This window comes from Faecalibacterium sp. HTF-F (assembly GCF_023347535.1).
Lineage (GTDB): Bacteria > Bacillota > Clostridia > Oscillospirales > Ruminococcaceae > Faecalibacterium > Faecalibacterium wellingii.
The window spans coordinates 2,244,431-2,266,685 of the sequence record NZ_CP094473.1 but is presented as its reverse complement, the minus strand read 5'-3'; the positions used below and the strand labels follow the sequence as shown (position 1 = coordinate 2,266,685).

Genomic DNA, 22,255 nt, shown 5'->3' with positions numbered 1-22,255 from the left:
CCGCAAACAGCGGCAATGCCGAATAGATAAAGGCTCTCCCTGCTTGACAAACAGGGAGGGCCTTTTCGTTATACAAAAAGGCTGCTGCACGGCAAAAAGCGTGCAGCAGCCTTTGAAAAAATGATGGTGGAATGCAGTTTAGGAAAAATTATTTGCCCAGATGCCAGATGTCCCGGTCGTACTCGGCAATGGTGCGGTCGGAGGAGAACATGCCTGCTTTGGCAATGTTCACCAGACACTTGCGCCGCCAGCCCTTCGGGTCGCAGACGTAATCACTGAGGGCCTGCCCCTTGCGCACCACGTAGGCGTTGAAGTCCGGCAGGGTCTGGAACCAGTCTTTATGGATCAGCTCGTTGTGCAGGCGGGTCAGGTTTTCGGCGTGACCGGCGGCCAGCATCTCCGGGCCGGTGAGGAAGTTGATGGCGCGGCGGATGTTAGCATCCCCCTCCACCCACTGGGCGGGGTCGTAGTCACCCACGGCGTAGCGGTGGATGACCTGATCGGAGGTCTGGCCGAAGATATAGATGTTCTCCTCGCCCACCTGCTGGCTGATCTCCACATTGGCACCGTCCATGGTGCCCAGCGTCAGCGCGCCGTTCAGCATGAACTTCATGTTGCCGGTGCCGGAGGCTTCCTTGGAGGCAAGGCTGATCTGCTCGGACAGGTCGCAGGCCGGGATCAGCTTTTCGGCGGCGGTGACGTTGTAGTTCTCCACAAAGACCACCTGCAGCCACTGGGACACCTCCGGGTCTGCGGCGATGACCTTGGACAGAGTCAGCAGCGCATGGATGATGTCCTTTGCAATGGTGTAGGCAGGTGCGGCCTTGGCACCAAAGATGCTCACCAGCGGAGCAGCGGGCAGGTGCCCAGCCTTGATCTCGTAGTACTGATGGATGAGATACAGCAGGTTCAGCTGCTGGCGCTTATACTCGTGCAGGCGCTTGGACTGGATGTCGAACACGGCATCGGTGTTCACGCTCACCTTCTGGGTACGCAGCAGCCAGTCTGCCAGTGCTTCCTTGTTGGCCTTCTTCACGGCGGTCAGCTGGTCCAGCACAGCTTCGTCATCAGCAAAAGCCAGCAGCTTTTCCAGCTCGGCAGCGTCCTTGCGGAAGCCGGAGCCGATGTGCTGTTCCAGCGTGGCGGTCAGGCGGGGGTCGCATTCCAGCAGCCAGCGGCGGAAGGTGATGCCGTTGGTCTTGTTGTTGAACTTCTCCGGGTACAGCTCGTAGAAGCCGTGCAGCTCGGAATTCTTCAAAATCTCGGTGTGCAGCGCCGCCACGCCGTTGGTGGAGTGGGTGAAGTGGATGTCCATGTGGGCCATGTGCACCCGGTCGTCCTTGTCGATGATGGCAAGGCTCTCGTCCTTGGTGCGGGTGCGGGCCAGCGCGTCCAGCTTTTCGATAATGGGCATCAGCTGGGGCACAACGGCATCCAGATAGGCGCGGGGCCACTTTTCCAGCGCCTCGGCCAGAATGGTGTGGTTGGTGTAGGCGCAGGTCTTTGTGACGATCTTTACGGCTTCCTCAAATTCGATGCCCTTTTCGCCCAGCAGCCGGATCAGCTCCGGGATGACCATGCTGGGGTGGGTGTCGTTGATCTGGATGGCGGCGTAGTCGGCCAGATCATGGTAATCGCAGCCCCGGGCGGCACACTCGGCCAGAATCAGCTGGGCACCGGCAGAGACCATCAGGTACTGCTGGTACACCCGCAGGCGGCGGCCTGCCTCATCGGAATCGTCCGGGTAGAGGAAGAGGGTCAGGTTCTTGTCGATGGCAGTTTTATCGAAGGCAATGCCGTCATGGACGATGCTCTCATCGATGGTGTCAAGGTCAAACAGGTTCAGGGTGTTGGTGCGGCCCTCGTAGCCAGTGACGGCCAGTTTGTACAGCCGGGCGGTGTACTCTTTGCCCGCCAGTTCCACCGGGTAGGTGATGTCGGTCTTTTCGGCCCAGCTGTGGGCGGTGAGCCACGGGTCGGGCTTTTCGTTCTGCACGCCGTCCTCAAAGGACTGATGGAACAAGCCGAAGTGATACCGCAGGCCCACGCCGTCGCCGGGCAGGTTCAGCGTTGCCAGAGAGTCGAGGAAGCAGGCAGCCAGACGGCCCAGACCGCCGTTGCCCAGAGAGGGTTCCGGCTCCACCTCTTCGATATCGGAAAGGCTCTTGCCGGCGGCAGCCAGTGCATCCCGGGCTTCATCGTACAGTCCCAGATTGATGAGGTTGTTGGACAGCAGCTTGCCGATGAGAAATTCGGCGCTGATATAGTACAGCTTGCGGCCGGTGACCGGCTGCACACGGTCGGCGCTCTTCTGCCGGACGAGTTCCAGCAGCGCGAGATACAGCTCCTGATTCGTGCAGTCCGCCAGCGGCTTGCCCGTGAGACCCTGTAACGTTTCGGTAAAGCTCATAAATGCATCCTCCTTTATTAGAGTGTATCTGAAAAGTCGAAAATTTAGTCTGTTTCTACAAGCACAGCCGGATCTTGCGTGAAACAGCCTTGAGATCCACAAAGGATCCCTGTGGCTCTTTGCCTTAGAGCCCGCTTGTGCTTGCGGAATATTCATCATTTTCTTTGTTTTCAGATACACCTTGCGGAAAACAGGTTTGACATCTGTACTTCCAGATATACCACATAAAACAATCAAAATCTTGCCTAAAAAGCGCAGACTGTGGTACAATCCTATCATCAGGAGGTGAAACGATGCAAAATCAGGCATCTTTGCAGGAGACCAAGCAGCACGGTGCCGTGCGGTTTCCCTTCAATCTGTATCCCTGCACCATTCCGGGGGACTTTCCGCAGGTGGCGCTCCACTGGCAGGAGAGCATGGAGCTGGTCTTTGTCAAGCGGGGCACAGGGCTGGTGCAGGTGGGCGCTGAAAGCTGCCCGGCCCGCATGGGGGACATCTTTATTTTTACGCCCGGCACCCTCCATGCCCTGCGGCAGGCCGAGGGGCAGTGCATGGAATACGAAAATATCATTTTTGAGCTGGAGCTTCTGGGCGGCGCAGAGGACCTTTGTGCCGAGAAATATCTGCTTCCGCTGCAAAGCGGGCGCCTGTCGCTGCCTGCGCGGCTGACCCCGAACGATTTGTGTTATCTGCAGGCCGCCGCCTGCCTGCGGGAGGTGGAGGATGCCAACCGTGCCAAGCTCCCCGGCTATGAACTGCAGGTCAAGGGGGCGCTGCTGCGGTTTCTTGCCCTGCTCCTTGCACAGGGCCGGCAGCGGCTTGCCGCCGAGACAGCCGACACCCAGCGGCTGAAAACGCTCCTGCAATGGCTCTCGGCTCATTATGCCGAGGCGCTCCGGGTCGCGGATGCCGCCGGGGTCTGCTCCTTCAGCGCCAGCCATTTTATGCGGTGGTTCCGGCAGATGACCGGACAGAGCTTTGTGGCCTTTCTGAACGAGTACCGGCTCAACACCGCCGCCGAAGCGCTGCAGGCCACGGATGAGACGGTTCTGACCATCGCTTCCCGGTGCGGGTTTGAGAACCTCTCCTATTTTAACCGGGCGTTCAAGGCACACTTCGGCATGACGCCCCGGGAGTACCGGAAAAAATAAGCAAAACGAGGCCGTTCTGCCTCTCTGGAAAAGAGAGGAAACGGCCTCGTTTTTTGCACATCAGACCTCCGGCGGCGGGCAGCAACTCTCCCGTGGGATGAGCCGGTGCGGCACGATGATCTTGGTTGCCAGAAGATTCGGGTTCTCGATGTGGTTGATGGTCTGGCTGGCCGCTTCCATGCCCAGCTGGTAGGGGTTCACGTCCACGGTGGTCAGCTGCGGGCTGGTGATGCGGGAGAACAGCGAGTTGTTGAAGGAAACGATGGAAAGGTCTTTCGGGACGTGCAGCCCCAGCTTGCCGCAGAACTGTTCCAGCACCACAGCAAGAATATCATCGCTGACCAGCATGGCGGTGGGGCGGTCCGGCGCGGTGAGCAGGGCCTTCAGCGTTTCTTCGTACGCATCGTTCAGGGCGTCGATCTCCACGCAGTCCTGCTCGCGGGGGGTGATGCCATGCTTGAGCAGGGACATCTGGTAGCCGCGCTTACGCTCTGCCGAAAACAGCATGGCATTGCTGACACCAAAATAGGCAATGCGGCGGTGGCCCATCTCATAGAGGTAGTCGGCGGCTTCCTCTCCGGCAAGGGCGTTGTCGTTGTCGATATAGATGGTCTGGTTGGCGGACTGTGCTGCCTTGCCCACAATGACGTGGAGCAGCCCTTCGCTGCGCAGATAGGCTGCCACAGGACAGTCCTTTTTGGAATAGAGCAGGATGAAACCATCTGCCTGCGCGTTGGCCACCATGCTCTGGATGGCGTCCAGAACCTCTGCATCGTCCTGCCCGGTGATGACCGTGTTCACATACCGCCGCTGGTTGCAGAACTGCCCGATGCCGCGGATGATCTCCAGATGGAATGCATTTTCGTAGACGTCCCGCTGGGAGGAGGGCAGAATGATGCCGATGGTCTTGGAAAAAGCTTCCACTGGTTCGGCTTCAAAGTTCGGCTCATAGCCCAGCTGTGCCATGATGCGGCGCACCCGCTCCTTGGTGTCCCGGCTGATGGAAGGGCTGTCCTTGCAGGTGCGGGACACCGTGGAGGGGGAGACCCCCGCTGCTGCGGCGACATCCTTGATGGTAACTGCCATGATCTGTTCCTCCTCGACATACAAGGAAATCAATTTTCCTCTAAAGGCTTCCCCCGGAAGGGACAGATTCTCCCCGCGCCGGGGAGAAATGTCACCGTAGGTGACAAAGAGGGGAGCAGCTGTCACCGCAGGTGACTGATGAGGGCGCAGGACAACAGCATTTTGCTCTAAATACCCCTCATCCGGCGCTACGCGCCACCTTCCCCCCAAGGGGTGAAGGCTTTTGCTCTGGGTCAAGCATCAAAAGTTGATTTCCGTGTCTGATATATTGCTTCTATTGTAAAGCCGTTTGCACGCAATGTCAATGTTTGCGCAAAGAGTTGCGCAAATCGTGCAATGCGTCACTCTGCGTATCTTCGACAACTTTCACAAAGAATCCTTTGCTGTGTTGTAGAAAACGTAGAAAGTTTATTTTTGCCATAGAAAACTCTTGTAAAAATTGCGGAGTTGGATTATTCTTGTTGCGTAAAGTTACGCAAACGTGGCGCAACACTTGCGTAAAACGATGCAAAAGGAATAAGGAGGAACATCATGGCAACAACAAAAGCGGCTCCGGGCAAAAAGGGGCTCATCAACTTCGACTTTTTACAAAAGCTGGGCAAGGTGCTGATGACGGTCATCGCCGTCATGCCCGCTGCCGGTCTGATGATCAGTCTGGGCAAGCTGGTGCAGATGGGCGGCGGCGACATCGCAGCAGTCATGACCATCGGCACCACCATGGAGAACATCGGCTGGGCAGTCATCAACAACCTGCACATCCTGTTCGCCGTGGCCATCGGCGGCAGCTGGGCAAAGGAGCGCGCCGGCGGTGCCTTCGCGGCAGTGCTGGCATTTGCCCTCATCAATGTGATCACCGGCAACATCTTCGGCGTCACCAGCGCCATGCTGGCAGACCCCAATGCCGTGACCCACACCCTGTTCGGGCAGGAGATCGCCGTCAACGGTTACTTTACCTCCGTGCTGGGTGCTCCGGCCCTGAACATGGGCGTGTTTGTGGGCATCATCGCCGGTTTTGTGGGCGGTGTGGCTTACAATAAATACTACAACTTCCGCAAGCTGCCGGATGCACTGGCTTTCTTCAACGGCAAGCGCTTCGTGCCCATGGTGGTCATTGCCTACTCGGTGGTCATTTCCATCGTGCTGTCGCTGTTCTGGCCTGTCGTCCAGACCGGCATCAACAACTTCGGCATCTGGATCGCCAACTCTTCCGAGACCTCTCCCGTTCTGGCTCCGTTCATCTATGGCACGCTGGAGCGTCTGCTGCTGCCCTTCGGTCTGCACCACATGCTGACCATCCCCATGAACTACACCTCCTTCGGCGGCACCTACACCATCGCCACCGGCGTCAATGCAGGCAGTCAGGTATTTGGTCAGGACCCGCTGTGGCTGGCATGGGCCAACGACCTCATCAACTTCAAGAAGGCCGGTGACATGGCTGCTTACAACAACCTGCTGGCTACCGTTACCCCCGCCCGCTTCAAGGTAGGCCAGATGATCGGCGCTACCGGTCTGCTGCTGGGCATCGCACTGGCCATGTACCGCCGTGTGGACGCCGACAAGCGCGCAAACTATAAGTCCATGTTCATCTCCACCGCACTGGCCGTGTTCCTGACCGGCGTCACCGAGCCGCTGGAATTCATGTTCATGTTCTGCGCCATGCCGCTGTACATCGTGTACGCACTGCTGCAGGGCTGTGCGTTCGCCATGGCAGGCATCATCCATCTGCGCCTGCACTCCTTCGGCAATCTGGAATTCATCACCCGCATCCCCATGTCCCTGCAGGCCGGTCTGGGCGGCGATATCATCAACTTTGTGATCTGCGTGATCGCATTCTTTGCAATCGGCTACGTTGTGGCTTACTTCATGATCGGCAAGCTCAAGCTGGCTACGCCGGGCCGTCTGGGCAACTATACCGATGACAACGCGGACGATTCCGCTGCCGATGCAAAGACCGAGAAGAAGGCCGACAAAAAGGCCGACAACGGTCAGGCCGAGCGCATCATCGCCCTGCTGGGCGGCCGTGAGAACATCGTGCTGGTGGATGCCTGCATGACCCGTCTGCGCGTTACTGTGAAGGACCCCGCCAAGGTGGCCGACCTTGCCGCATGGAAGGCTGAGGGTGCCCTGAGCCTGCTGGTGAAGGGCGACGGCATTCAGGCTGTGTACGGCCCCAAGGCAGACGTTCTGAAATCTGATATCAACGATATTTTGTAAAAAAACTATGAAACTGCTGACTTTGAATACCCACAGCCTCATCGAGCCGGACTATGAGGCCAAGCGGGAGATCTTTGTAAACTTCATCGCAGTGGAGCAGCCGGAGGTGTTCGCCCTGCAGGAGGTGAACCAGACCGCCGCCGCTCCGCTGCTGGGGGACGCTCCGGCAGGGTACTATCCCTGCCCTGGCAATAGGGTGCCGCTGAAAGCGGACAACCACGCCGCCGCGGTGGCCCGGATGCTGGAACAGCGGGGCGTGCACTACTACTGGAGCTGGCTCCCGGCAAAGGTCGGCTACGATATTTACGATGAGGGCGAGGCGGTGTTCAGCCGTGCGCCCATCACCGCCGCCGAAAACCTGCTGCTGAGCAAAACAAACGATTACAGCAACTGGAAGACCCGCCGCACACTGGGCGTCTGTGCAGGAGACGTCTGGTATTACACGGTGCACATGGGCTGGTGGAAGGACGAGGAAGAACCGTTTGCTGCCCAGTGGGAAACGCTGTCGCAGGCAGCGGGTGCAAAACAGACCGCCTTTCTGCTGGGGGACTTCAACAGTGAAGCCGACGTGCGGGGGGAAGGCTATGACCTCATCCTCCGCAGCGGCTGGCAGGACACCTATCGTCTGGCGCAGCAGCGGGATGATGGCTACACCGTTGTGCAGGCCATCGATGGCTGGCGGGACGCCCCGGATGCGGCGGCAAAAAAGCGCATCGACCAGATCTGGTGCTCCCGAGCAGCAGCCGTAAAAAGCAGCCGGGTGGTGTTCAACGGCTTGCAGGAGCCACAGGTATCGGACCATGCAGGTATTTTGATCGAGTTATAAAGGAAGGTAAACGAAGATGCAGAGAAGTGCAGGCATTTTGCTGCCCATCAGCAGTCTGCCGTCCCCTTACGGCATCGGCTGCTTTTCGCAGGAAGCATACGACTTTGTGGACTGGCTCAAGGAAGCCGGGCAGACCTACTGGCAGATCCTGCCGCTGGGTGTTACCAGCTACGGCGACAGCCCTTATCAGAGTTTTTCTGCCTTTGCGGGCAATCCGTATTTCATCAGTCTGGATGCACTGGTGGAGGAAGGGGTGCTGACTGCCGACGAGTGCAAAAAGGCAAACTTCGGCCGCAAGGCAGACGACATCAACTACAGCCGCCTGTATACCGAGCGCGGCCGTCTGCTGCGGCTGGCGTACTCCCGCAGCGACATCGGCCACAACGAAGTGTTTACAGCGTTCTGTGAGAAAAACAAGTGGTGGCTGGATGATTTTGCCCTGTTCATGGCGGTGAAGGACCGCTTTGAGGGCAAGCCGTGGATCGAGTGGGCCGAGGACATCCGTCTGCGCTGGCAGCTTGCCATGGACTACTACCGCCGGGAGCTGTATTTTGAGGTGGAGTACCACAAGTATCTCCAGTTCAAGTTCGACGAGCAGTGGCGCAAACTGAAAGCCTACGCCAACAGCAAGGGCATCCAGATCATCGGCGATATCCCCATCTATGTGGCGCTGGACTCAGCAGATGCATGGGCAAACCCGGGGCTGTTCCAGCTGGATCAGGAAAATCTGCCCACGGCGGTGGCGGGTGTTCCCCCGGATGGATTTTCGCCCACCGGTCAGCTCTGGGGCAATCCGCTCTACCGCTGGGAAGCTCACCGCGAAACCGGCTATCAGTGGTGGATCACCCGCCTGTGGTACTGCTTCGAGCTGTACGATGTGGTGCGCATCGACCACTTCCGCGGTTTCGATGAGTATTTCTCCATCCCCTACGGCAGCGAGACTGCGGCGGAGGGCCACTGGGAGAAGGGCCCCGGCATCGAGCTGTTCCGCGCCGTGGAGCAGGCATTGGGCAAGCGGGAAATCATTGCAGAGGACCTTGGCTATATGAGCGAGACGGTCCGTCAGCTGGTGCGGGACAGCGGCTTCCCCGGCATGAAGGTGCTGGAATTTGCCTTTGACTCCCGGGACACCGGCAGCGCCAGCGACTACCTGCCCCACAACTACCCTGTGAACAGTGTGGCCTATACCGGCACCCACGACAACGAGACGCTGGTGTCGTGGTACCAGACCATCACCGATGCCGAGCGTGCCATGGTGCGGGACTACCTGTACGACTACGCCACCCCGGAAGAGCAGCTCTATAAAAGCATGATCGCACTGATCCTGCGCAGCGCAGCGGCGACCTGCATCGTTCCCATGCAGGACTGGCTGGGGTTGGACAATTCTGCCCGCATCAATCAGCCCTCCACCGTGGGCCAGAACTGGCGCTGGCGGCTGAAAAAGACCCAGCTGACCAAGAAGCTTCAAAAGGAGATCTGCCTGCTGACCACCCGCTATGGGCGGAAAAACTGGGCGTGACCGCACACGGCATAGCGCTGCTTTGGAAAATCGCGGTCATAAAATCAAAGGGGCTGCTGCAAAATACAGCACTCTTTGGGTTGACGATATTACGCGATAATTCAAACCGAGATCTCACATAAAGAAAAGCAAGTGCAACACTTTTTCTCGAAAACCAAAATTTTTGATGGAGAGGGGATGCACTTGCTTTTTATATATTCCGCAGATTTTTAAATGGGCTCTATCCCCTGAGCGAAGCCATGCAGACCGTGGATTAAAATATTTTCGCTTATTGGCAGAGGCGGCTGTTGATATGTGCCGCCCGTTCCTGTATACTGTTCTTGTTGTATCTGTTTTTTCACAACCTCAGCTTACAACAAAAAATGAGATAGGCAACCCCTTCGGGAAAGTCTATCTCTTTTTTTCGTTGGGGCTGTTTTGCAACAGCCCCTCTGTTTTTGCTGATACTGCGCGATTTTTATAAGCCATCCTCCGGCAGCAGAAAATCGATTTTCATACTCCTATTGCAATCGAGCTCTTTTATAAATATTGGATCAGCAGCGTCATTTTTGCGGTTTCCTGCCCCGCATTGACATAGCGGTGCGGAACCGATGCATCGAAATATGCTTCTGGTCCACCTTGTTTAACGATCTCACATAAAAAAGGAGAATACACTATGGAACATCTTTATGAAAAAGCACTGGAAAGTGCAGAGTACATCAAGGCACGCACCACCAAACGCCCAAAGGTGGCGGTGGTGCTGGGGTCCGGGCTGGGAAACCTGACCGCAGACTTTACCGACACAGAGGAGCTGCCCTACAAGGACATCCCCAACTTCCCGGTATCCACAGTGGCAGGGCACAAAGGCGCTTTGCTGGCAGGCAGACTGGGCGAAAAAGAAGTCTATGCCTTGGAAGGCCGCTTCCACTTTTATGAGGGCTACAGCATGAAGGAGGTCTGCTACCCCTTCTATGTCCTCAAGCTGCTGGGCGTGGAGCAGGTGGTGCTGACCAATGCCTGCGGCGGCATCAACCGGGACTTTGCTCCCGGCACCCTGATGCTCATCACCGACTTCATCAACATGATGGGCACGAATCCCCTCATCGGCCCCAACGATGAACGGTTCGGCCCCCGGTTTCCGGACATGACCGAGCCCTACAATCTGGAACTGCAGGAGCTTGCCAAGCACACCGCTGAGGAAATGGGCATCGACTACAAGGAGGGCACCTATCTGGGATTCATGGGGCCCTGCTACGAGACCGCTGCGGAGATACGCGCCTTTGCAGGCATGGGCGCAGATGCCGTGGGCATGAGTACCGTACCGGAAACGATGGTCTGCAATTATATGGGAATGAAGGTGCTTGCGGTCAGCTGCATCACCAATATGGCCACCGGCATCCAGACCGTGAAGCACAGCCATGCCCGCGTGCTGGAAATTGCCAATCAGGCGGGAGATACCATGTGCCGCTGGCTTGGTGCCGTCATCCAGAAGATGTAAAAACGGCCAGAACAATGCCAGACCTCTGCGCGCATGGAGCGTCCAGCGCATCCTTCACCCTGGTGCGATCAATTTCTTTTGACCAGTAGTAGATCTGCCGGACGCAAAAGACCGCCTCCGTTTTTTGAACGGAAGCGGTCTTTTCGTTCATATAGAAAACCACAAGCTATGCTTGTGGAAGAATAGAGCCGTAGCGTTGAAACGGTAGAAAAAGAACCTCCTCTTGCTATAATTAGAAGCGGGTAACGCCAACCGCATACTAAAGCAAAAGGAGGTTCATCCATATGGACGAGAAAAGTTTATCACATACGAGCTGGAATTGCAAATATCACATAGTGCTAGTACCGAAATATCGCAGGAAAGTGATATACGGAAAGCTAAGAAAAGATATTGGAAAAATACTAAGGACACTATGCGATTACAAGCATGTAGAGATAATAGAAGCACACGCGATGCCAGACCATATCCATATGCTTGTGTCGATACCGCCCAAACTTGCCGTAGCAGATTTCATGGGGTATCTCAAAGGGAAGAGTACGCTCATGATATTCGAGCGACATGCAAACCTAAAATACAAATACGGAAGGAGAGTGTTCTGGGCGAAAGGATATTACGTAAATAAAACAAAAAAGACAGTGGACAGTCTGCCTCCCGGTAGACATTCCTACGGGCTGGGAACCGCAGGCTAAGCAAAGCCGCACTGTGGCTTTGCTTACGGCGCTGCGCGCCGCCGCCCTGTTCAAGTCCTCTTATCCGCAGTTACTGCTAAAGAGAAACTGCTATGTAAAACAAAAAAGACAGTGGACAGTCTGCCTCCCGGTAGACATTCCTACAGGTTGGGAACCGCGGCGGAATCTGGCGGTCAGGGCCTTACGGGTTGCGTTTGCTGATTTTTCTGCAGCCCCTTGGCAGGGCTTTGAAAAATCAGAACGCGGCCCCAACAACTCCTCCCTGTTTCAGCCGCTGGCTGCGGTCGTCGTCGTTGCTGTTCAAGTCCTCTTCCGCACCGAAAAAGAAAAACCAGTACACATTGTGTACTGGTTTTTCTTGGTGCAGTAAAGCAATCCAAATCCGAACCATTTCCCTCGGATGCAACTTCTGTCGCTTCTCCAAAGGTGACGGTCTGTGTTCCTTCTTTATAGTTGAAGGTTATCAAAACCTTATCATCGTACAGATAAATCGCATTGATGAAGGTATCCACCAGTGCCTGCCGCTGGTCTTTCAGGCTCATGTCCAGCTTGCGGAACCGGAGCAACCAAAACCGGATGAACTCTTCGGTCACTTTCGGCTTCGCCAGCTTTTCTTCCGCAATGCGGGCTTCAAGCTCACGCTTGGTTTCTTCCAACTGCTCCAGCCGCTCCTTGGTGGAACTGGTTAGGATTCCAGCCTGTATCGCGTTCAGCATATTCTGGATACCGGATTCTGCATCCCGGAGCTGCTTTTCATAAAGGGGAATGTTGGTGTTCTCCTTGTTTTGCAACTCCATCACCTTGGCGATGATGGATTCCATAGCGGCATCGTCCTTGACAAGCTGCATGGTCTGGTTGACCACCAGATCTTCCAGCCACTGTTTGCGGACGGTCTTTTTCTTGCAGCCCTTGTGCTTTTTGGCAGTGGCACATTTATAGTAGCGGTGGACTTCACCCGTCCGGCTCGTGCCGCTTTCGCCAAACATCAACGCCCCACAGTAGCCGCAGAACAGCTTGGTGGTGAGCAGGTAGTCATCCTCTGCCTTTCTACGGGCAGGGGCTTTCTTATTTTTCAACATCTTTTCCTGTACATCGTTGAAAAGCTCTGCGGACACAATGGAGGGAATCGCATCGGGAATCAGGACGTCCCGGTACTTCAACTCGCCGATATATCGGCGGTTGCTCAGCATGTGCTGGATGACATTGAAAGTCATTGGCCCACCGCGCTTATTCTTGATGCCCTTTTCATTGAGCCAATCCCGAATCTCCCGCATCGTCTGTCCGTCATTGTACCGCTGGAAAGCTTCAGCTACAAAGGGAGCTGTGAGTGGGTCGATTTCAAAGCGGCGGTCTGCGTTGATGGTGTAGCCGAAAGGGATAGCACCGCCAGAAAATTTGCCTTTCAGGGCGTTTTCCGTCATGCCGCGAATGACCTTTTCGGACAGATCAGCGGAGTAATACTCGGCATAACCTTCCAGAACCGATTCCAGAATGATACCTTCCGGGCCATCCGAAATGATCTCGGTGGCAGACATAAGCTTGACACCATTCTTTTTCAGCTGGGTCTTGTACCGGGCACTGTCATAGCGATTTCGGGCAAAACGATCCAACTTCCAGACCAGCACGATGTCGAACAGCTTCTTGTCACTGTCCTTGATCATCTGCTGGAACTCCGGGCGGTTGTCCGTCTTGGCAGAGATGGCACGGTCAATATAGTGCTTGACGATGGTGATGCCGTTCTTTTCGGCATAGGCGGTGCATTCACGAATCTGACCTTCGATAGATTCTTCGCGCTGGTTGTCCGAGGAATAGCGGGCGTAGATTACGGCGGTCATAGCAAGCACCTCACTTTACACATCATTAAACGGTGAACGGTTCTTTCAAAATGCAGTTTCGTATAATGTATATACCATATTTTACAACGGTTTGCAATGGGAAAATCAACGAACATCATTTAATTCTTTTCGTAAATCAGATGCCCACCGACCTATGGTTTTCGCCATAAGCTGGTGGACATCTGTTGTTCTGGCTTATAATTCACTGATGGTTGCAGTAATGGGCTGCATGAGGATTCGCCTGACCGGGTTATATACTGCCAGCACCACAGCCGCCAGCACGACTACGACAATCACGGCAAGACAGCCCCACGGCACCTGCCACGCTGCACCGAAATAATGGGTGATGAGCAGGATATACAGCTTCCGATTCAGCACAAGACCCAGCGCAATGCCCACCACAAGACCGGACACCGCATAGGTGCCAGCTTCGGCAGAGATCATGCGTTTCAGCTGTGTATCATCCATCCCAATGGCACGCAGGATGCCATACTGCTTCATTCGTGCCGACACGCTCATGGAAATGCTGTTGATGATGTTCAGAATGGTGATTCCTGCAATCACGATGAGAAACGCATAGACCACCAGATGGAACGCCCAGTAGGTGCTTTGTATCATCCGATTTCCTTCGATTCGGTTGGAAAAAACAACCTGCTTGTTTAACGTGTCGCTCAGCAGGGTGTGCACTTGTGCAATGGCTGCGTCTGCTGTGGTATCTTTTAGTTGAATATCGATCACCGCATAGCGGTTTTGCCCGGTCAGCTGATGGAAGGTTTCTTCGGTGCAGATAACAATCGGGGAATCGGTACTACTGAACGGGCTGTCGTTCAATACACCCACGACTGTGAGCTTTGCATCCTCCAGCTGAATGGTATCACCCACGGTCAGGGAGTTGCTTTTGTCGAATACCGTCAGCACAGGGTATGTGCCATCCTCCGGCTCCTGCGGAAGGGTTCCGCCAATCAGGTCTTTTTTCGCCCAGCCAAACTGTATCGTATCGTATGAAATCAGGTCGATGGACCCCTGTTTTCCCTGATATTCCGCCGGGAGCGGGCAATACATCCGCCCGAATGCGTGTTTGACTTCCGGCAGAGCTTCCAGCTGCTCCACCAGCACCGGGTCAAGGACATTTTGCCCGGATGTTTCAGCCACCGATAAGTCCGGTGTGTAGGGCTGCAACGGATTCAGCGCAAATCCAACCCATCGAAGCAAAACCGAAAAGCTCAAAAACAGGAGAATGCTTAACGCAAAGGAACCTGTCATCAGAAGCAAGTTCTTTTTGGACGAGGTTGCATGGCTCACGCCCAAAGAAAGCTCTGCACGACTTCCAAACAACCGAGCATGACACGGAGAATCCGCTGCATTTTCTACCGCATTCCCAGTTGCTGCTGTGATCGGAGAAGCTTTTGCCGCCCGCCGTGCCGGAGAAGATGCCGCGAACCAAACCGTGATAAGTCCCAGCACGGAACCACAGATAATACCGACCGGGCTGATGCCAAGCACTGGTAAAGAGCTGAACTCCTCGCCGATAAATCTACGCAGAAAGGAACACAATCCCCATGTGGAAACGATTCCCAGCACACATCCTGCTGGAACAGCAGTTTTACACCAGAAAAGAGCTTCCAGCCGGACAAGCATCCGAACCTGATTTTTTCCTGCCCCAAGACAACGCAGCATTCCATAATAGCTGGTACGCTGCGCTACATTGCTGTTGATGCTGCCTGTGATCATAAAAATTCCGGCAAGGACGACCATGCCAGCCAACACAGCCGCTACCGCATATAAGCCTACAATATAATCGTTGTTGCTGCTTGCGTTCAACGCCATCAGGTAAGTATTTTCGGAGATTTTTTCTTCTGAAATTTCGTACTTGTTTTCGATGTTCACAATGGACTGCCGCAAATTGGTACGTGGCTTGAACTGGATGAAATACTGTGTTTCAAAGGATTCTTCTACCTGTGCGGCAATCTGAGAAAATGTACTGCGGTTCATCACCAGCACAACAGCATCATACTGGTTCGCATCGGAGGTATCCTCATTGAAACCTGCGACAGTAAGCGAAATGGTCTGTCCATCCGGGAGCGTCAGCGGAATCGCTGTACCGACCGTGACATCCAGCCAATCCCGGATGTTTGCTGTCACGAGCACTTCGCCATCCGCCGGGGCAGTGCTACACTGCATTCCCGGAAAGATTTGAAGGATTGCATCATCTGCTCCTACCAGTGCGGCACGTTTATCTCCGGCAAAGTAGTTTTCCGTAAGGGAAGCGTTGATGTCGCTATACGCCGAAAATGCAGCAACATCCTCCTGTGCGGCAAGCTCTGCGGCTGTTTCAGGGGAGATGTCCTTTACCATGATATGCCAGTTTCCGTTTTTGTTCAGCTGGTTTGAGGTTTCCATCCGAATCGCCATATCTGCCATACTGAACACCGCCGTGACCAGAAACACCGCAAGGACGATGCACAAAATCGTCATGCGGTTCTGCCGTCTGCGTACCTTGGCAGAAATCGGGATCAGGCTCAGATAGCTTTTCATTTCTGTGCTGCTCATTCCCGGCACCTCCCAAAATCGGTCAGGCAGCCGTCCGATACCTGCAACACCCGGTCTGCCGTCTGCGCAATGCTGCGGTTGTGGGTGATCATCAGGATGGTCTGCTCGTATTTCCGGGATGTTTCTTTTAGCAGGGCAATGACCTCGCTGGTGTTCTGGGTGTCCAGATTGCCGGTCGGCTCATCCGCCAAAATCAGGGAAGGGCGGGTCATCAGGGCGCGGCCGATGGCTACCCGTTGCTGCTGCCCACCGGAAAGCTGGCTTGGCAGATGCTTCCGACGGTCTTTCAGATTCAGCACGGTCAGCAGTTCTTCCAGATATGCCCTGTCCGGCTTTTGGTAGTCCAACAGCACCGGGAACAGGATGTTCTGTTCTACGGTCAGTTCCGGGATGAGGTTGAATGCCTGAAAGATAAAACCGATATTGCGGCGGCGGAAGATCGTCAGCTCCCGGTCTTTCATGGCAAAAACATCCTTGCCATCAATCAGCACCTTGCCGGAAGTCGGCATATCCAGTCCGCCAATCAGGTTGAGCAGGGTGCTTTTGCCAGAGCCGGATTCGCCAACGACCGCCACATATTCGCCTTTCGGCACTGAAAAGCTAACATCTTTCAGCGCATGGACAGCGGTTTCTCCGCTGCCGTAGGTCTTGCAGAGATGGTTGACTTCTAATAGTTCCATAGTGTATCCCTCACTTTGCAGGTTCCTTCGATTCAGACGGATGATCTCTGTCTGTGCAGAAAAGGATAACACGTCAACCTTACTGCAAGCCTACACGCAGCCTACAATTTTGTAGGAATCGGAAAATTCAGAGTAAAGGTCGTGCCCTTTCCCAGCTCGCTGTCTACTTCAATGGTGCCGTGATGGGCTTCCACAACGGCTTTTGCCAGCGGCAGACCCAGCCCGATGCCCTGTGTATCCTGTGAAAAGCGGCTGCGATAAAACCGTTTGAAGATATGGTACAAATCTTCCGGGTGGATGCCGCTGCCGTTGTCGCGCACTTTGATCTGAACCATGGACGGCAGTGCATTCCACTCTACCTGAATCGTATCTCCGCTCTTTGTGTGGTCAAGGGCATTCTTTACAAGATTGTCCACAGCTTCCTGCATCCAGTCACGGTCGCACCAAAGTGTAACCGCCTCTGAGCCGGACAGAACAAGCTTTTTCTGTTCCTGCTCTGCACGATAGTGATACTGCCGCGCGATGTCCTGCACCATTTCAGCAACATTTTCGTTTTTCTTCTCCAAGACGACCGAACCGGCATCCAGCCGGGTGATTTTGAGCAGATTCTGCACCAGCGTTTCGATGCGGTCCAACTCCTGTTCGGACAGGTCTGCAAACTCTTTGACCTCCGACGGCGAAACAGCTTCGTCCTGAAGCAGACCGTTGTAGATGTTCAACGCCGCCAGCGGTGTTTTGAGCTGGTGCGAAATATCTGCAATGGTATTTTTCAAAAAACGCTTCTCCCGTTGCTCGTTGTCTGCGTGTGCGCTCAGAACTGCCGCCAATGCATTAACGGAGTGAAACAGACGGTAAAATTCTCCCTCCCGGTCGCAGTCCAGTCGTGCATCCGGGTTGCCATCCAGACAGCTTTGGATTTGCTGGACTGCCTGTTCCAGAAGCGCGCTCTGCCTTTGGAAATAGCGAAAAAGCACGCCCCAGAGACAGCCGCCCAGCAGCAGAAAAACCAACAGTAACCCGAAAGAAAATACATGCGTCGTATGCCATACGATGCCCTGCGTGAGCGCCAATGCCACCGCCCAGACCGCCAGCACGGCTTGGAACAAATTTCGGATCTCCCGGTTTGCGAATACTTTCATACGGCACCTTTACCCATTCCATTTATAGCCCATGCCGCGGACAGTCAGCAGCATCTGCGGTTTGCCGGGGTCGTCCTCAATCTTCATCCGCAGCCGCCGGATATACACTGTTAAGGCACTGCTGTCAATGTAATCCCCATCGCAGTCCCACAGTGCATCCAGAATTTGTTCCTTGGATAGAACGGCATTCGGATGCTGCATAAAGAAGCAGAGCAGCTTGTACTCTGCGCCGGTCAGTTCCAGCAAGATTCCGTTTTTGTACGCCTGCCCCTGCAACAGCCGGACGGTGATGCTGCCCGATTCCAGTACGGGTTCTCCTGCGCTGGACGCATTTGCACGGCGAAGCAGTGCATTGACCCGCGACAACAGGACACCCAGCTTGAACGGCTTGGTCAGGTAATCATCCCCGCCCATATCCAGTCCCATGATGATGTTCATTTCCTCATCCGAAGCGGTCAGGAACAGAATCGGCACGTTGGATGTGCGCCGCACCTTCTGGCAGAAATCGAAGCCAGAGCCATCCGGCAGGGAAACATCCAGCACCAGCAGGTCATATTTTCTGTCTGACCACAGCACCTCGGCTTCTGCCAGTGTCCGGGCTGTATCCAGTGCAAAGCCCTGTTTCTTGAATGCAAAGGTCAGCCCACTGATCAGGCTCAGATCATCTTCCAAAAGGAACAGTTTTCTCATGATTCCCTCTCTTTTCCGCGTTTTGTGTGTCCTACAGGTTCAAAAGCATTATAAGTTTTTTCTGCGAACATTACAATGTGCGAAACGGAAATTGTTTCTTGCCGTGTGTTAAACATAAGTCCTACTATCACTGCTTTACTGCAATAAAATTTGCAAAACCATCTTGACGTGCCCTGCAATCCATGATACCCTTTATCGCAAATCCCACCAATTTTGTAGAAAAGTACAGAGCGGCGAGGATTTATTCCCCATGAAGATTTTTACCGCCCCGCAACACATCCGATCTATTTTGCCGCCGATTCACCCGACAAAATCATCGCTGCGCTGCGTGGGCGGTATTTTTCTTTATGGGAAACGTACCTTGAAAATTTTATGAGCCGACCGGACGTGATACCGACTTTCCGTCAACGCCGCTGCACAAACAGGGGCAGGAACTGCGTTCGGAGCAAACGGTGACCCACATACATGAGCAGCACAACCTCTACTTATTTTTTGCGCCTTAACAATTCGGAAACAATTACCCAGAAACGGTTTTGAGCGCAGCGGTAGAGGGCAAGAACCGTCCCGTGGCCACAAATTTTCAATTCTTGAAAATTTCTATCCATCCGGGACTTCACTTCTCAAACTCTTGCGAGTTTTCCAAGTGATCTTGTTGGGGCGTGCCTGCCCCAAACCCTGCTCATCATTCGTGCCTTGCGGCACGAATGGAACGGCGTGTCGTGCTTACATAACTTCACCGAGGAGTTATCGAACAGACAGGAGGTACAATGACCAAAACGAATGTTCAATCGACCCCTAGCAATTCCCAGCACCACGACACGCCGAACAACAAAACGCACGTCATCAAGTTCCGTGTGACAGCGGAGGAAAAAGCGTCACTGGAACTCACTTGCAAACTCCTGAATCTCTCCCTCTCCACTTTTATCCGCCGTGCCATCCACAACGTCAAGATCGAGAAAACAGTCATCGTTGCCGGCGGCGGAGAAGAAACCCTGACTGCTGTTTCCACTTTGCTTGCCCAGTGCAGCAAGGTGGGCAGCAATCTCAACCAGCTTGCAAGGCACTTCAATTCCGGCGGTGCAGACACCGAGCAGATCCGAGCGAAACTCCTTGACGAACTTGCAGACCTGACCGCATTTCGGCTGCACACCGAGAAAGTTCTGGGTGAACTGTATGGCAACGCTCAAGCATATCGCCTCTAAAAACTCGGACTATACCGCCATCGAAGCGTACCTCGTTTATCAACACGATGCGTTCACTGGAAAGCAACTTCTGGATGAACAGGGCAAGCCGAAGCTGCGGGATTCGTACCTGCTCGACACCCTTGAGTGCGGCGATTTCTCGTTTGCTACAGCCTGTTTGCTGGCAAACCGCAAGTATGGCAAGAATACCCAGCATGGTGATATCAAAAGCCACCAGTATATCATCAGCTTTGACCCCAGAGATGCAGCCGACAATGGCTTGACCATGGAAACGGCACAGGCTCTTGGCCTGAAATTCTGCGAAGAAAACTTTCCCGGTCATCCCGCCATCGTCTGCACTCACCCGGATGGGCACAACCATTCGGGAAATATCCATGTCCACATCGTGATTGGCAGCATCCGAACACGAGAGGTGGAGCGCAAGCCCTATATGCAGAAGCCCCGCGACTGGCGTGAGGGCATGAAGCACTCCAGCACTGCCCAGACCATGCGGCACTTGCGTGTCGAGGTCATGGAGTTGTGCGAAGGTGCTGGTCTGTACCAGATCGACCTGCTCAACGGCTCGAAGGAGCGCGTGAGCGAAGCCGAGTATTGGGCGCGCAGGCGCGGCCAGTTAAAACTTGACCGTGAAAACGCAGCCCTTACCGTAGCCGGACAGCAGCCCCGGCAGAAGAAGTTTGAAACTGTGAAGGATACTTTACGGAGACAGATTTCGTCTGTATTGTACCGTGCCACGAGCTTTGAAGAATTTTCCGACAGGCTCATGCAACAGTATGGCATCACCGTCAAGGAAAGCCGTGGACAGCTCAGCTATCTGCCCTCTGGCAGAACGAAGTTCATCCGGGCAAAAAAGCTCGGTGACAAGTTCGATAAGGCAGCAGTGCTTGCCACGTTGCAGGCAAACGCCGAACGCAAACCCAAGGCGCAGTTCAAGCAGGATACCATCGGGAAACTGATCGACATCCAGTCGAGAATGACCGAGGGCAAGGGCATCGGCTATAAGCGTTGGCTCACTAAACACAATCTCAAAGTTATGGCACAGACCGTGAATCTTCTGCAGGAAAAGAACTTGACCGACGAGGACGCCTTGAACCAGCGCATCGCCGAACTGGAAACCAAGTATCACGATTCGCTGGCAGTAGTGAAAGACCTCGAAGGTCGCATGAAATTCAACAAAGAGCTGCGCTATCACGTCGCAGCCTACGCCAGCACCAAGGACATCGCACAGCAGTTAAAAACTGCAAAACGACCAGCAGCCTTTGAAGAACAGCACTGTGCAGAGCTGACAGCGCACCGGGCGGCAGCAGCCTATTTCAAGGCAAACGACATCACCAAGCTGCCCAGCCCGAAAAAGCTGGAAGCCGAGTATGCGCAGCTGGCATCCGAAAAGGCAAAGTTCTATGAACAGTACAAAGAAGCCAAGGAAGAACTGCTCAAGCTGAAAACCGCAAAGCAGAATGTTGCGTCCTTTTTCCGGGAGGAAGAACAGACGCAGCAGGAGAGATAAAGGAGTGTGCGTATGATCAATCTGAAAATTGACCCGGAGTTCCAGTCCCAGATTCCCCCTCTGACCGATGATGAATTTAAGCAGCTTGAAGAAAATATCCTGAAAGAGGGCAAGCTGATCTCTCCTTTGATCGTGTGGAACAACACACTTGTTGATGGCCACAATCGTTATGAAATCGTTCAGGAACATCCCGAAATCTCTTTCTCCACGATGCCGCTCCCCTTTGAAAGCCGGGAAGAAGTTCTCGCTTGGATCTGTAAGAACCAGTTGGGGCGGCGCAATTTAACCCCGGAGCAGAAGAAGTTCCTCATTGGAAAACAGTACAGTGTGGAGCATCGAAAGCCCGGTGGAAACGGCAACAACCAGCACACGGCTGCTGCCAAGAAAACCGCCCCGGAGGAATTGTGTCAAATTGACACAATTCCTCCCACCTCTGCGGAAGCGAGCATCCGCAAGCAGATTGCGGAGCGGAACAATGTCAGCGAATCCTACGTTGCCCGTTCTGAAAAATTCATGCGTGGCGTAGAGATCATGGAACAGATGGTGCCCGGTATGCAGGAGAAAATCCTGTCCGGGCAGTTCAAAGTCCGTGATGCTGATATGCACCGCCTTGCCAGAGCCGATTTTCCGAACCGCAAGCAGATCGTGCACGAGATTCTGCACCCGGAGGACCGCCCCGCTCCGCAGTCGAGCTACTCACACTACTCTGGAATCAACTACTCCGCGTTGGAAGTCGCTGTCCGGCGGATTCAGCAGGACTTTGATTTTTTGATGAGATACTTGCCTAAGCTACCGGACGATTCCTACGCCAAAACTGAAACGCTAAAAATCCTCAAGCAGCACAAGGCGTATATGGCACAGTTTGAAGAAATGCTGAACGAGAAAGAAATCGCATAACGACAGGCACCTGTAAGCCATCAACGAGCCCCCAGCCGCAAGTGCAGGGCGGAAAGCATCCGCGCCCTTGCGCCTGATAAAAATTGGAACTTTGATTTTCTCGCCCAACTTTGCCACGGTGGGACGATCAAAGGAGCGTGCGTTTGAACAAAAAGAAAAAGTCCACAAACACTTCCCCTTATCCCGATGAAGTCATCGACCGTCTGGCACGGGCATTCTACCCGGCCATCCTTGCCTGCTGGAACAGCGAGGAAGGTCAGCGGGAGTTTGCCGCATGGCAGGCGGAACAGGCCCATCATGCAAACAACGAAAAACAGGAAGTTCCCTCCGGTGGGGAACTCCCTGCTGTACATATCGCTGTTGTCTGTGGCTTTTGGCAGGGG

General features: G+C 54.4%; 16 protein-coding genes and 1 pseudogene. 10 read left to right on the top strand and 7 right to left on the bottom strand.

What is annotated here, in order from left to right:
• Positions 1–148 precede the first annotated feature (148 nt).
• Entirely contained in the window at positions 149–2,410 is a 2,262-nt protein-coding gene (locus MTP37_RS10725; RefSeq protein ID WP_249237268.1) for a glycogen/starch/alpha-glucan phosphorylase, read from the bottom strand.
• A 293-nt stretch (positions 2,411–2,703) separates the two neighbouring features.
• On the opposite strand from MTP37_RS10725, the gene MTP37_RS10720 reads away from it, so the two are divergent.
• The gene (locus MTP37_RS10720; protein WP_249237267.1) at positions 2,704–3,561 is read left to right on the top strand and encodes an AraC family transcriptional regulator; all 858 of its coding nucleotides are present in this window, start codon (positions 2,704–2,706) and stop codon (positions 3,559–3,561) included.
• 60 nt (positions 3,562–3,621) lie between these two features.
• On the opposite strand, the gene MTP37_RS10715 is transcribed toward MTP37_RS10720, so the two are convergent.
• Positions 3,622–4,647 (bottom strand): LacI family DNA-binding transcriptional regulator, encoded by a 1,026-nt coding sequence (locus MTP37_RS10715; RefSeq protein ID WP_249237266.1) that lies wholly within the window; start codon positions 4,645–4,647, stop codon positions 3,622–3,624.
• Between the two features lie 531 nt (positions 4,648–5,178).
• Here MTP37_RS10715 and MTP37_RS10710 point away from each other — a divergent pair.
• The 5 genes and pseudogenes from MTP37_RS10710 to tnpA form a co-directional block, all read left to right on the top strand.
• Positions 5,179–6,861 carry a PTS transporter subunit IIBC gene (locus MTP37_RS10710; RefSeq protein WP_396344105.1) on the top strand — a complete coding sequence of 561 codons (1,683 nt, stop codon included), beginning with the start codon at positions 5,179–5,181 and terminating at the stop codon, positions 6,859–6,861.
• A gap of 7 nt (positions 6,862–6,868) precedes the next feature.
• Positions 6,869–7,687, top strand: a complete 819-nt coding sequence (locus MTP37_RS10705; RefSeq protein ID WP_249237265.1) for an endonuclease/exonuclease/phosphatase family protein — start codon at positions 6,869–6,871, stop codon at positions 7,685–7,687.
• 16 nt (positions 7,688–7,703) lie between these two features.
• Complete coding sequence (malQ, locus tag MTP37_RS10700) at positions 7,704–9,206, top strand: 4-alpha-glucanotransferase (protein WP_249237264.1); 1,503 nt, start codon at positions 7,704–7,706, stop codon at positions 9,204–9,206.
• 655 nt (positions 9,207–9,861) lie between these two features.
• Positions 9,862–10,683 (top strand): purine-nucleoside phosphorylase, encoded by an 822-nt coding sequence (locus tag MTP37_RS10695; protein ID WP_249237263.1) that lies wholly within the window; start codon positions 9,862–9,864, stop codon positions 10,681–10,683.
• Positions 10,684–10,967: 284 nt separating this feature from the next.
• Positions 10,968–11,303, top strand: a pseudogene (tnpA, locus tag MTP37_RS10690) (IS200/IS605 family transposase); the annotation flags it as partial.
• Positions 11,304–11,545: 242 nt separating this feature from the next.
• Here the strand turns inward: tnpA and MTP37_RS10685 are convergent.
• The 5 genes from MTP37_RS10685 to MTP37_RS10665 all read right to left on the bottom strand — a co-directional run bounded on the left by MTP37_RS10685 (position 11,546) and on the right by MTP37_RS10665 (position 18,266).
• Positions 11,546–13,207: a recombinase family protein gene (locus MTP37_RS10685; RefSeq protein ID WP_249237262.1), complete on the bottom strand. Its 1,662-nt coding sequence runs from the start codon at positions 13,205–13,207 to the stop codon at positions 11,546–11,548.
• A gap of 195 nt (positions 13,208–13,402) precedes the next feature.
• The gene (locus tag MTP37_RS10680) at positions 13,403–15,757 is read right to left on the bottom strand and encodes an ABC transporter permease (protein ID WP_249237261.1); all 2,355 of its coding nucleotides are present in this window, start codon (positions 15,755–15,757) and stop codon (positions 13,403–13,405) included.
• A complete protein-coding gene (locus tag MTP37_RS10675) occupies positions 15,754–16,437 on the bottom strand; it encodes an ABC transporter ATP-binding protein (protein ID WP_249237260.1) in 684 nt (227 codons plus the stop codon). Before MTP37_RS10675 ends, MTP37_RS10680 begins: the two co-directional genes overlap by 4 nt.
• Positions 16,438–16,538: 101 nt before the next feature.
• The gene (locus MTP37_RS10670) at positions 16,539–17,576 is read right to left on the bottom strand and encodes a sensor histidine kinase (RefSeq protein WP_249237259.1); all 1,038 of its coding nucleotides are present in this window, start codon (positions 17,574–17,576) and stop codon (positions 16,539–16,541) included.
• A gap of 9 nt (positions 17,577–17,585) precedes the next feature.
• Positions 17,586–18,266 carry a response regulator transcription factor gene (locus MTP37_RS10665; protein WP_097780795.1) on the bottom strand — a complete coding sequence of 227 codons (681 nt, stop codon included), beginning with the start codon at positions 18,264–18,266 and terminating at the stop codon, positions 17,586–17,588.
• A gap of 250 nt (positions 18,267–18,516) precedes the next feature.
• On the opposite strand from MTP37_RS10665, the gene MTP37_RS13140 reads away from it, so the two are divergent.
• The 4 genes from MTP37_RS13140 (at position 18,517) to MTP37_RS10650 (ending at position 21,872) form a co-directional block, all read left to right on the top strand.
• Positions 18,517–18,642: a hypothetical protein gene (locus MTP37_RS13140; protein WP_256469104.1), complete on the top strand. Its 126-nt coding sequence runs from the start codon at positions 18,517–18,519 to the stop codon at positions 18,640–18,642.
• A 391-nt stretch (positions 18,643–19,033) separates the two neighbouring features.
• Positions 19,034–19,468 carry a plasmid mobilization protein gene (locus MTP37_RS10660; protein ID WP_249237258.1) on the top strand — a complete coding sequence of 145 codons (435 nt, stop codon included), beginning with the start codon at positions 19,034–19,036 and terminating at the stop codon, positions 19,466–19,468.
• Positions 19,440–20,975 carry a relaxase/mobilization nuclease domain-containing protein gene (locus MTP37_RS10655; RefSeq protein WP_249237257.1) on the top strand — a complete coding sequence of 512 codons (1,536 nt, stop codon included), beginning with the start codon at positions 19,440–19,442 and terminating at the stop codon, positions 20,973–20,975. The genes MTP37_RS10660 and MTP37_RS10655 overlap by 29 nt, the downstream gene beginning before the upstream one ends.
• 12 nt (positions 20,976–20,987) lie before the next feature.
• Entirely contained in the window at positions 20,988–21,872 is an 885-nt protein-coding gene (locus MTP37_RS10650; RefSeq protein WP_249237256.1) for a ParB N-terminal domain-containing protein, read from the top strand.
• Positions 21,873–22,255 lie beyond the last annotated feature (383 nt).

What these genes read in the sequence shown, in the direction of transcription:
- MTP37_RS10650 (WP_249237256.1), top strand. Translation starts at nt 20,988, where the DNA reads ATGATCAATCTGAAAATTGACCCGGAGTTCCAGTCCCAGATTCCCCCT.
- MTP37_RS10675 (WP_249237260.1), bottom strand. Translation starts at nt 16,437, where the DNA reads ATGGAACTATTAGAAGTCAACCATCTCTGCAAGACCTACGGCAGCGGA.
- MTP37_RS10660 (WP_249237258.1), top strand. Translation starts at nt 19,034, where the DNA reads ATGACCAAAACGAATGTTCAATCGACCCCTAGCAATTCCCAGCACCAC.
- MTP37_RS10695 (WP_249237263.1), top strand. Translation starts at nt 9,862, where the DNA reads ATGGAACATCTTTATGAAAAAGCACTGGAAAGTGCAGAGTACATCAAG.
- MTP37_RS10670 (WP_249237259.1), bottom strand. Translation starts at nt 17,576, where the DNA reads ATGAAAGTATTCGCAAACCGGGAGATCCGAAATTTGTTCCAAGCCGTG.
- MTP37_RS10725 (WP_249237268.1), bottom strand. Translation starts at nt 2,410, where the DNA reads ATGAGCTTTACCGAAACGTTACAGGGTCTCACGGGCAAGCCGCTGGCG.
- MTP37_RS10715 (WP_249237266.1), bottom strand. Translation starts at nt 4,647, where the DNA reads ATGGCAGTTACCATCAAGGATGTCGCCGCAGCAGCGGGGGTCTCCCCC.
- malQ (WP_249237264.1), top strand. Translation starts at nt 7,704, where the DNA reads ATGCAGAGAAGTGCAGGCATTTTGCTGCCCATCAGCAGTCTGCCGTCC.
- MTP37_RS10705 (WP_249237265.1), top strand. Translation starts at nt 6,869, where the DNA reads ATGAAACTGCTGACTTTGAATACCCACAGCCTCATCGAGCCGGACTAT.
- MTP37_RS10665 (WP_097780795.1), bottom strand. Translation starts at nt 18,266, where the DNA reads ATGAGAAAACTGTTCCTTTTGGAAGATGATCTGAGCCTGATCAGTGGG.
- MTP37_RS13140 (WP_256469104.1), top strand. Translation starts at nt 18,517, where the DNA reads ATGAAGATTTTTACCGCCCCGCAACACATCCGATCTATTTTGCCGCCG.
- MTP37_RS10655 (WP_249237257.1), top strand. Translation starts at nt 19,440, where the DNA reads ATGGCAACGCTCAAGCATATCGCCTCTAAAAACTCGGACTATACCGCC.
- MTP37_RS10680 (WP_249237261.1), bottom strand. Translation starts at nt 15,757, where the DNA reads ATGAGCAGCACAGAAATGAAAAGCTATCTGAGCCTGATCCCGATTTCT.
- MTP37_RS10720 (WP_249237267.1), top strand. Translation starts at nt 2,704, where the DNA reads ATGCAAAATCAGGCATCTTTGCAGGAGACCAAGCAGCACGGTGCCGTG.
- MTP37_RS10685 (WP_249237262.1), bottom strand. Translation starts at nt 13,207, where the DNA reads ATGACCGCCGTAATCTACGCCCGCTATTCCTCGGACAACCAGCGCGAA.
- MTP37_RS10710 (WP_396344105.1), top strand. Translation starts at nt 5,179, where the DNA reads ATGGCAACAACAAAAGCGGCTCCGGGCAAAAAGGGGCTCATCAACTTC.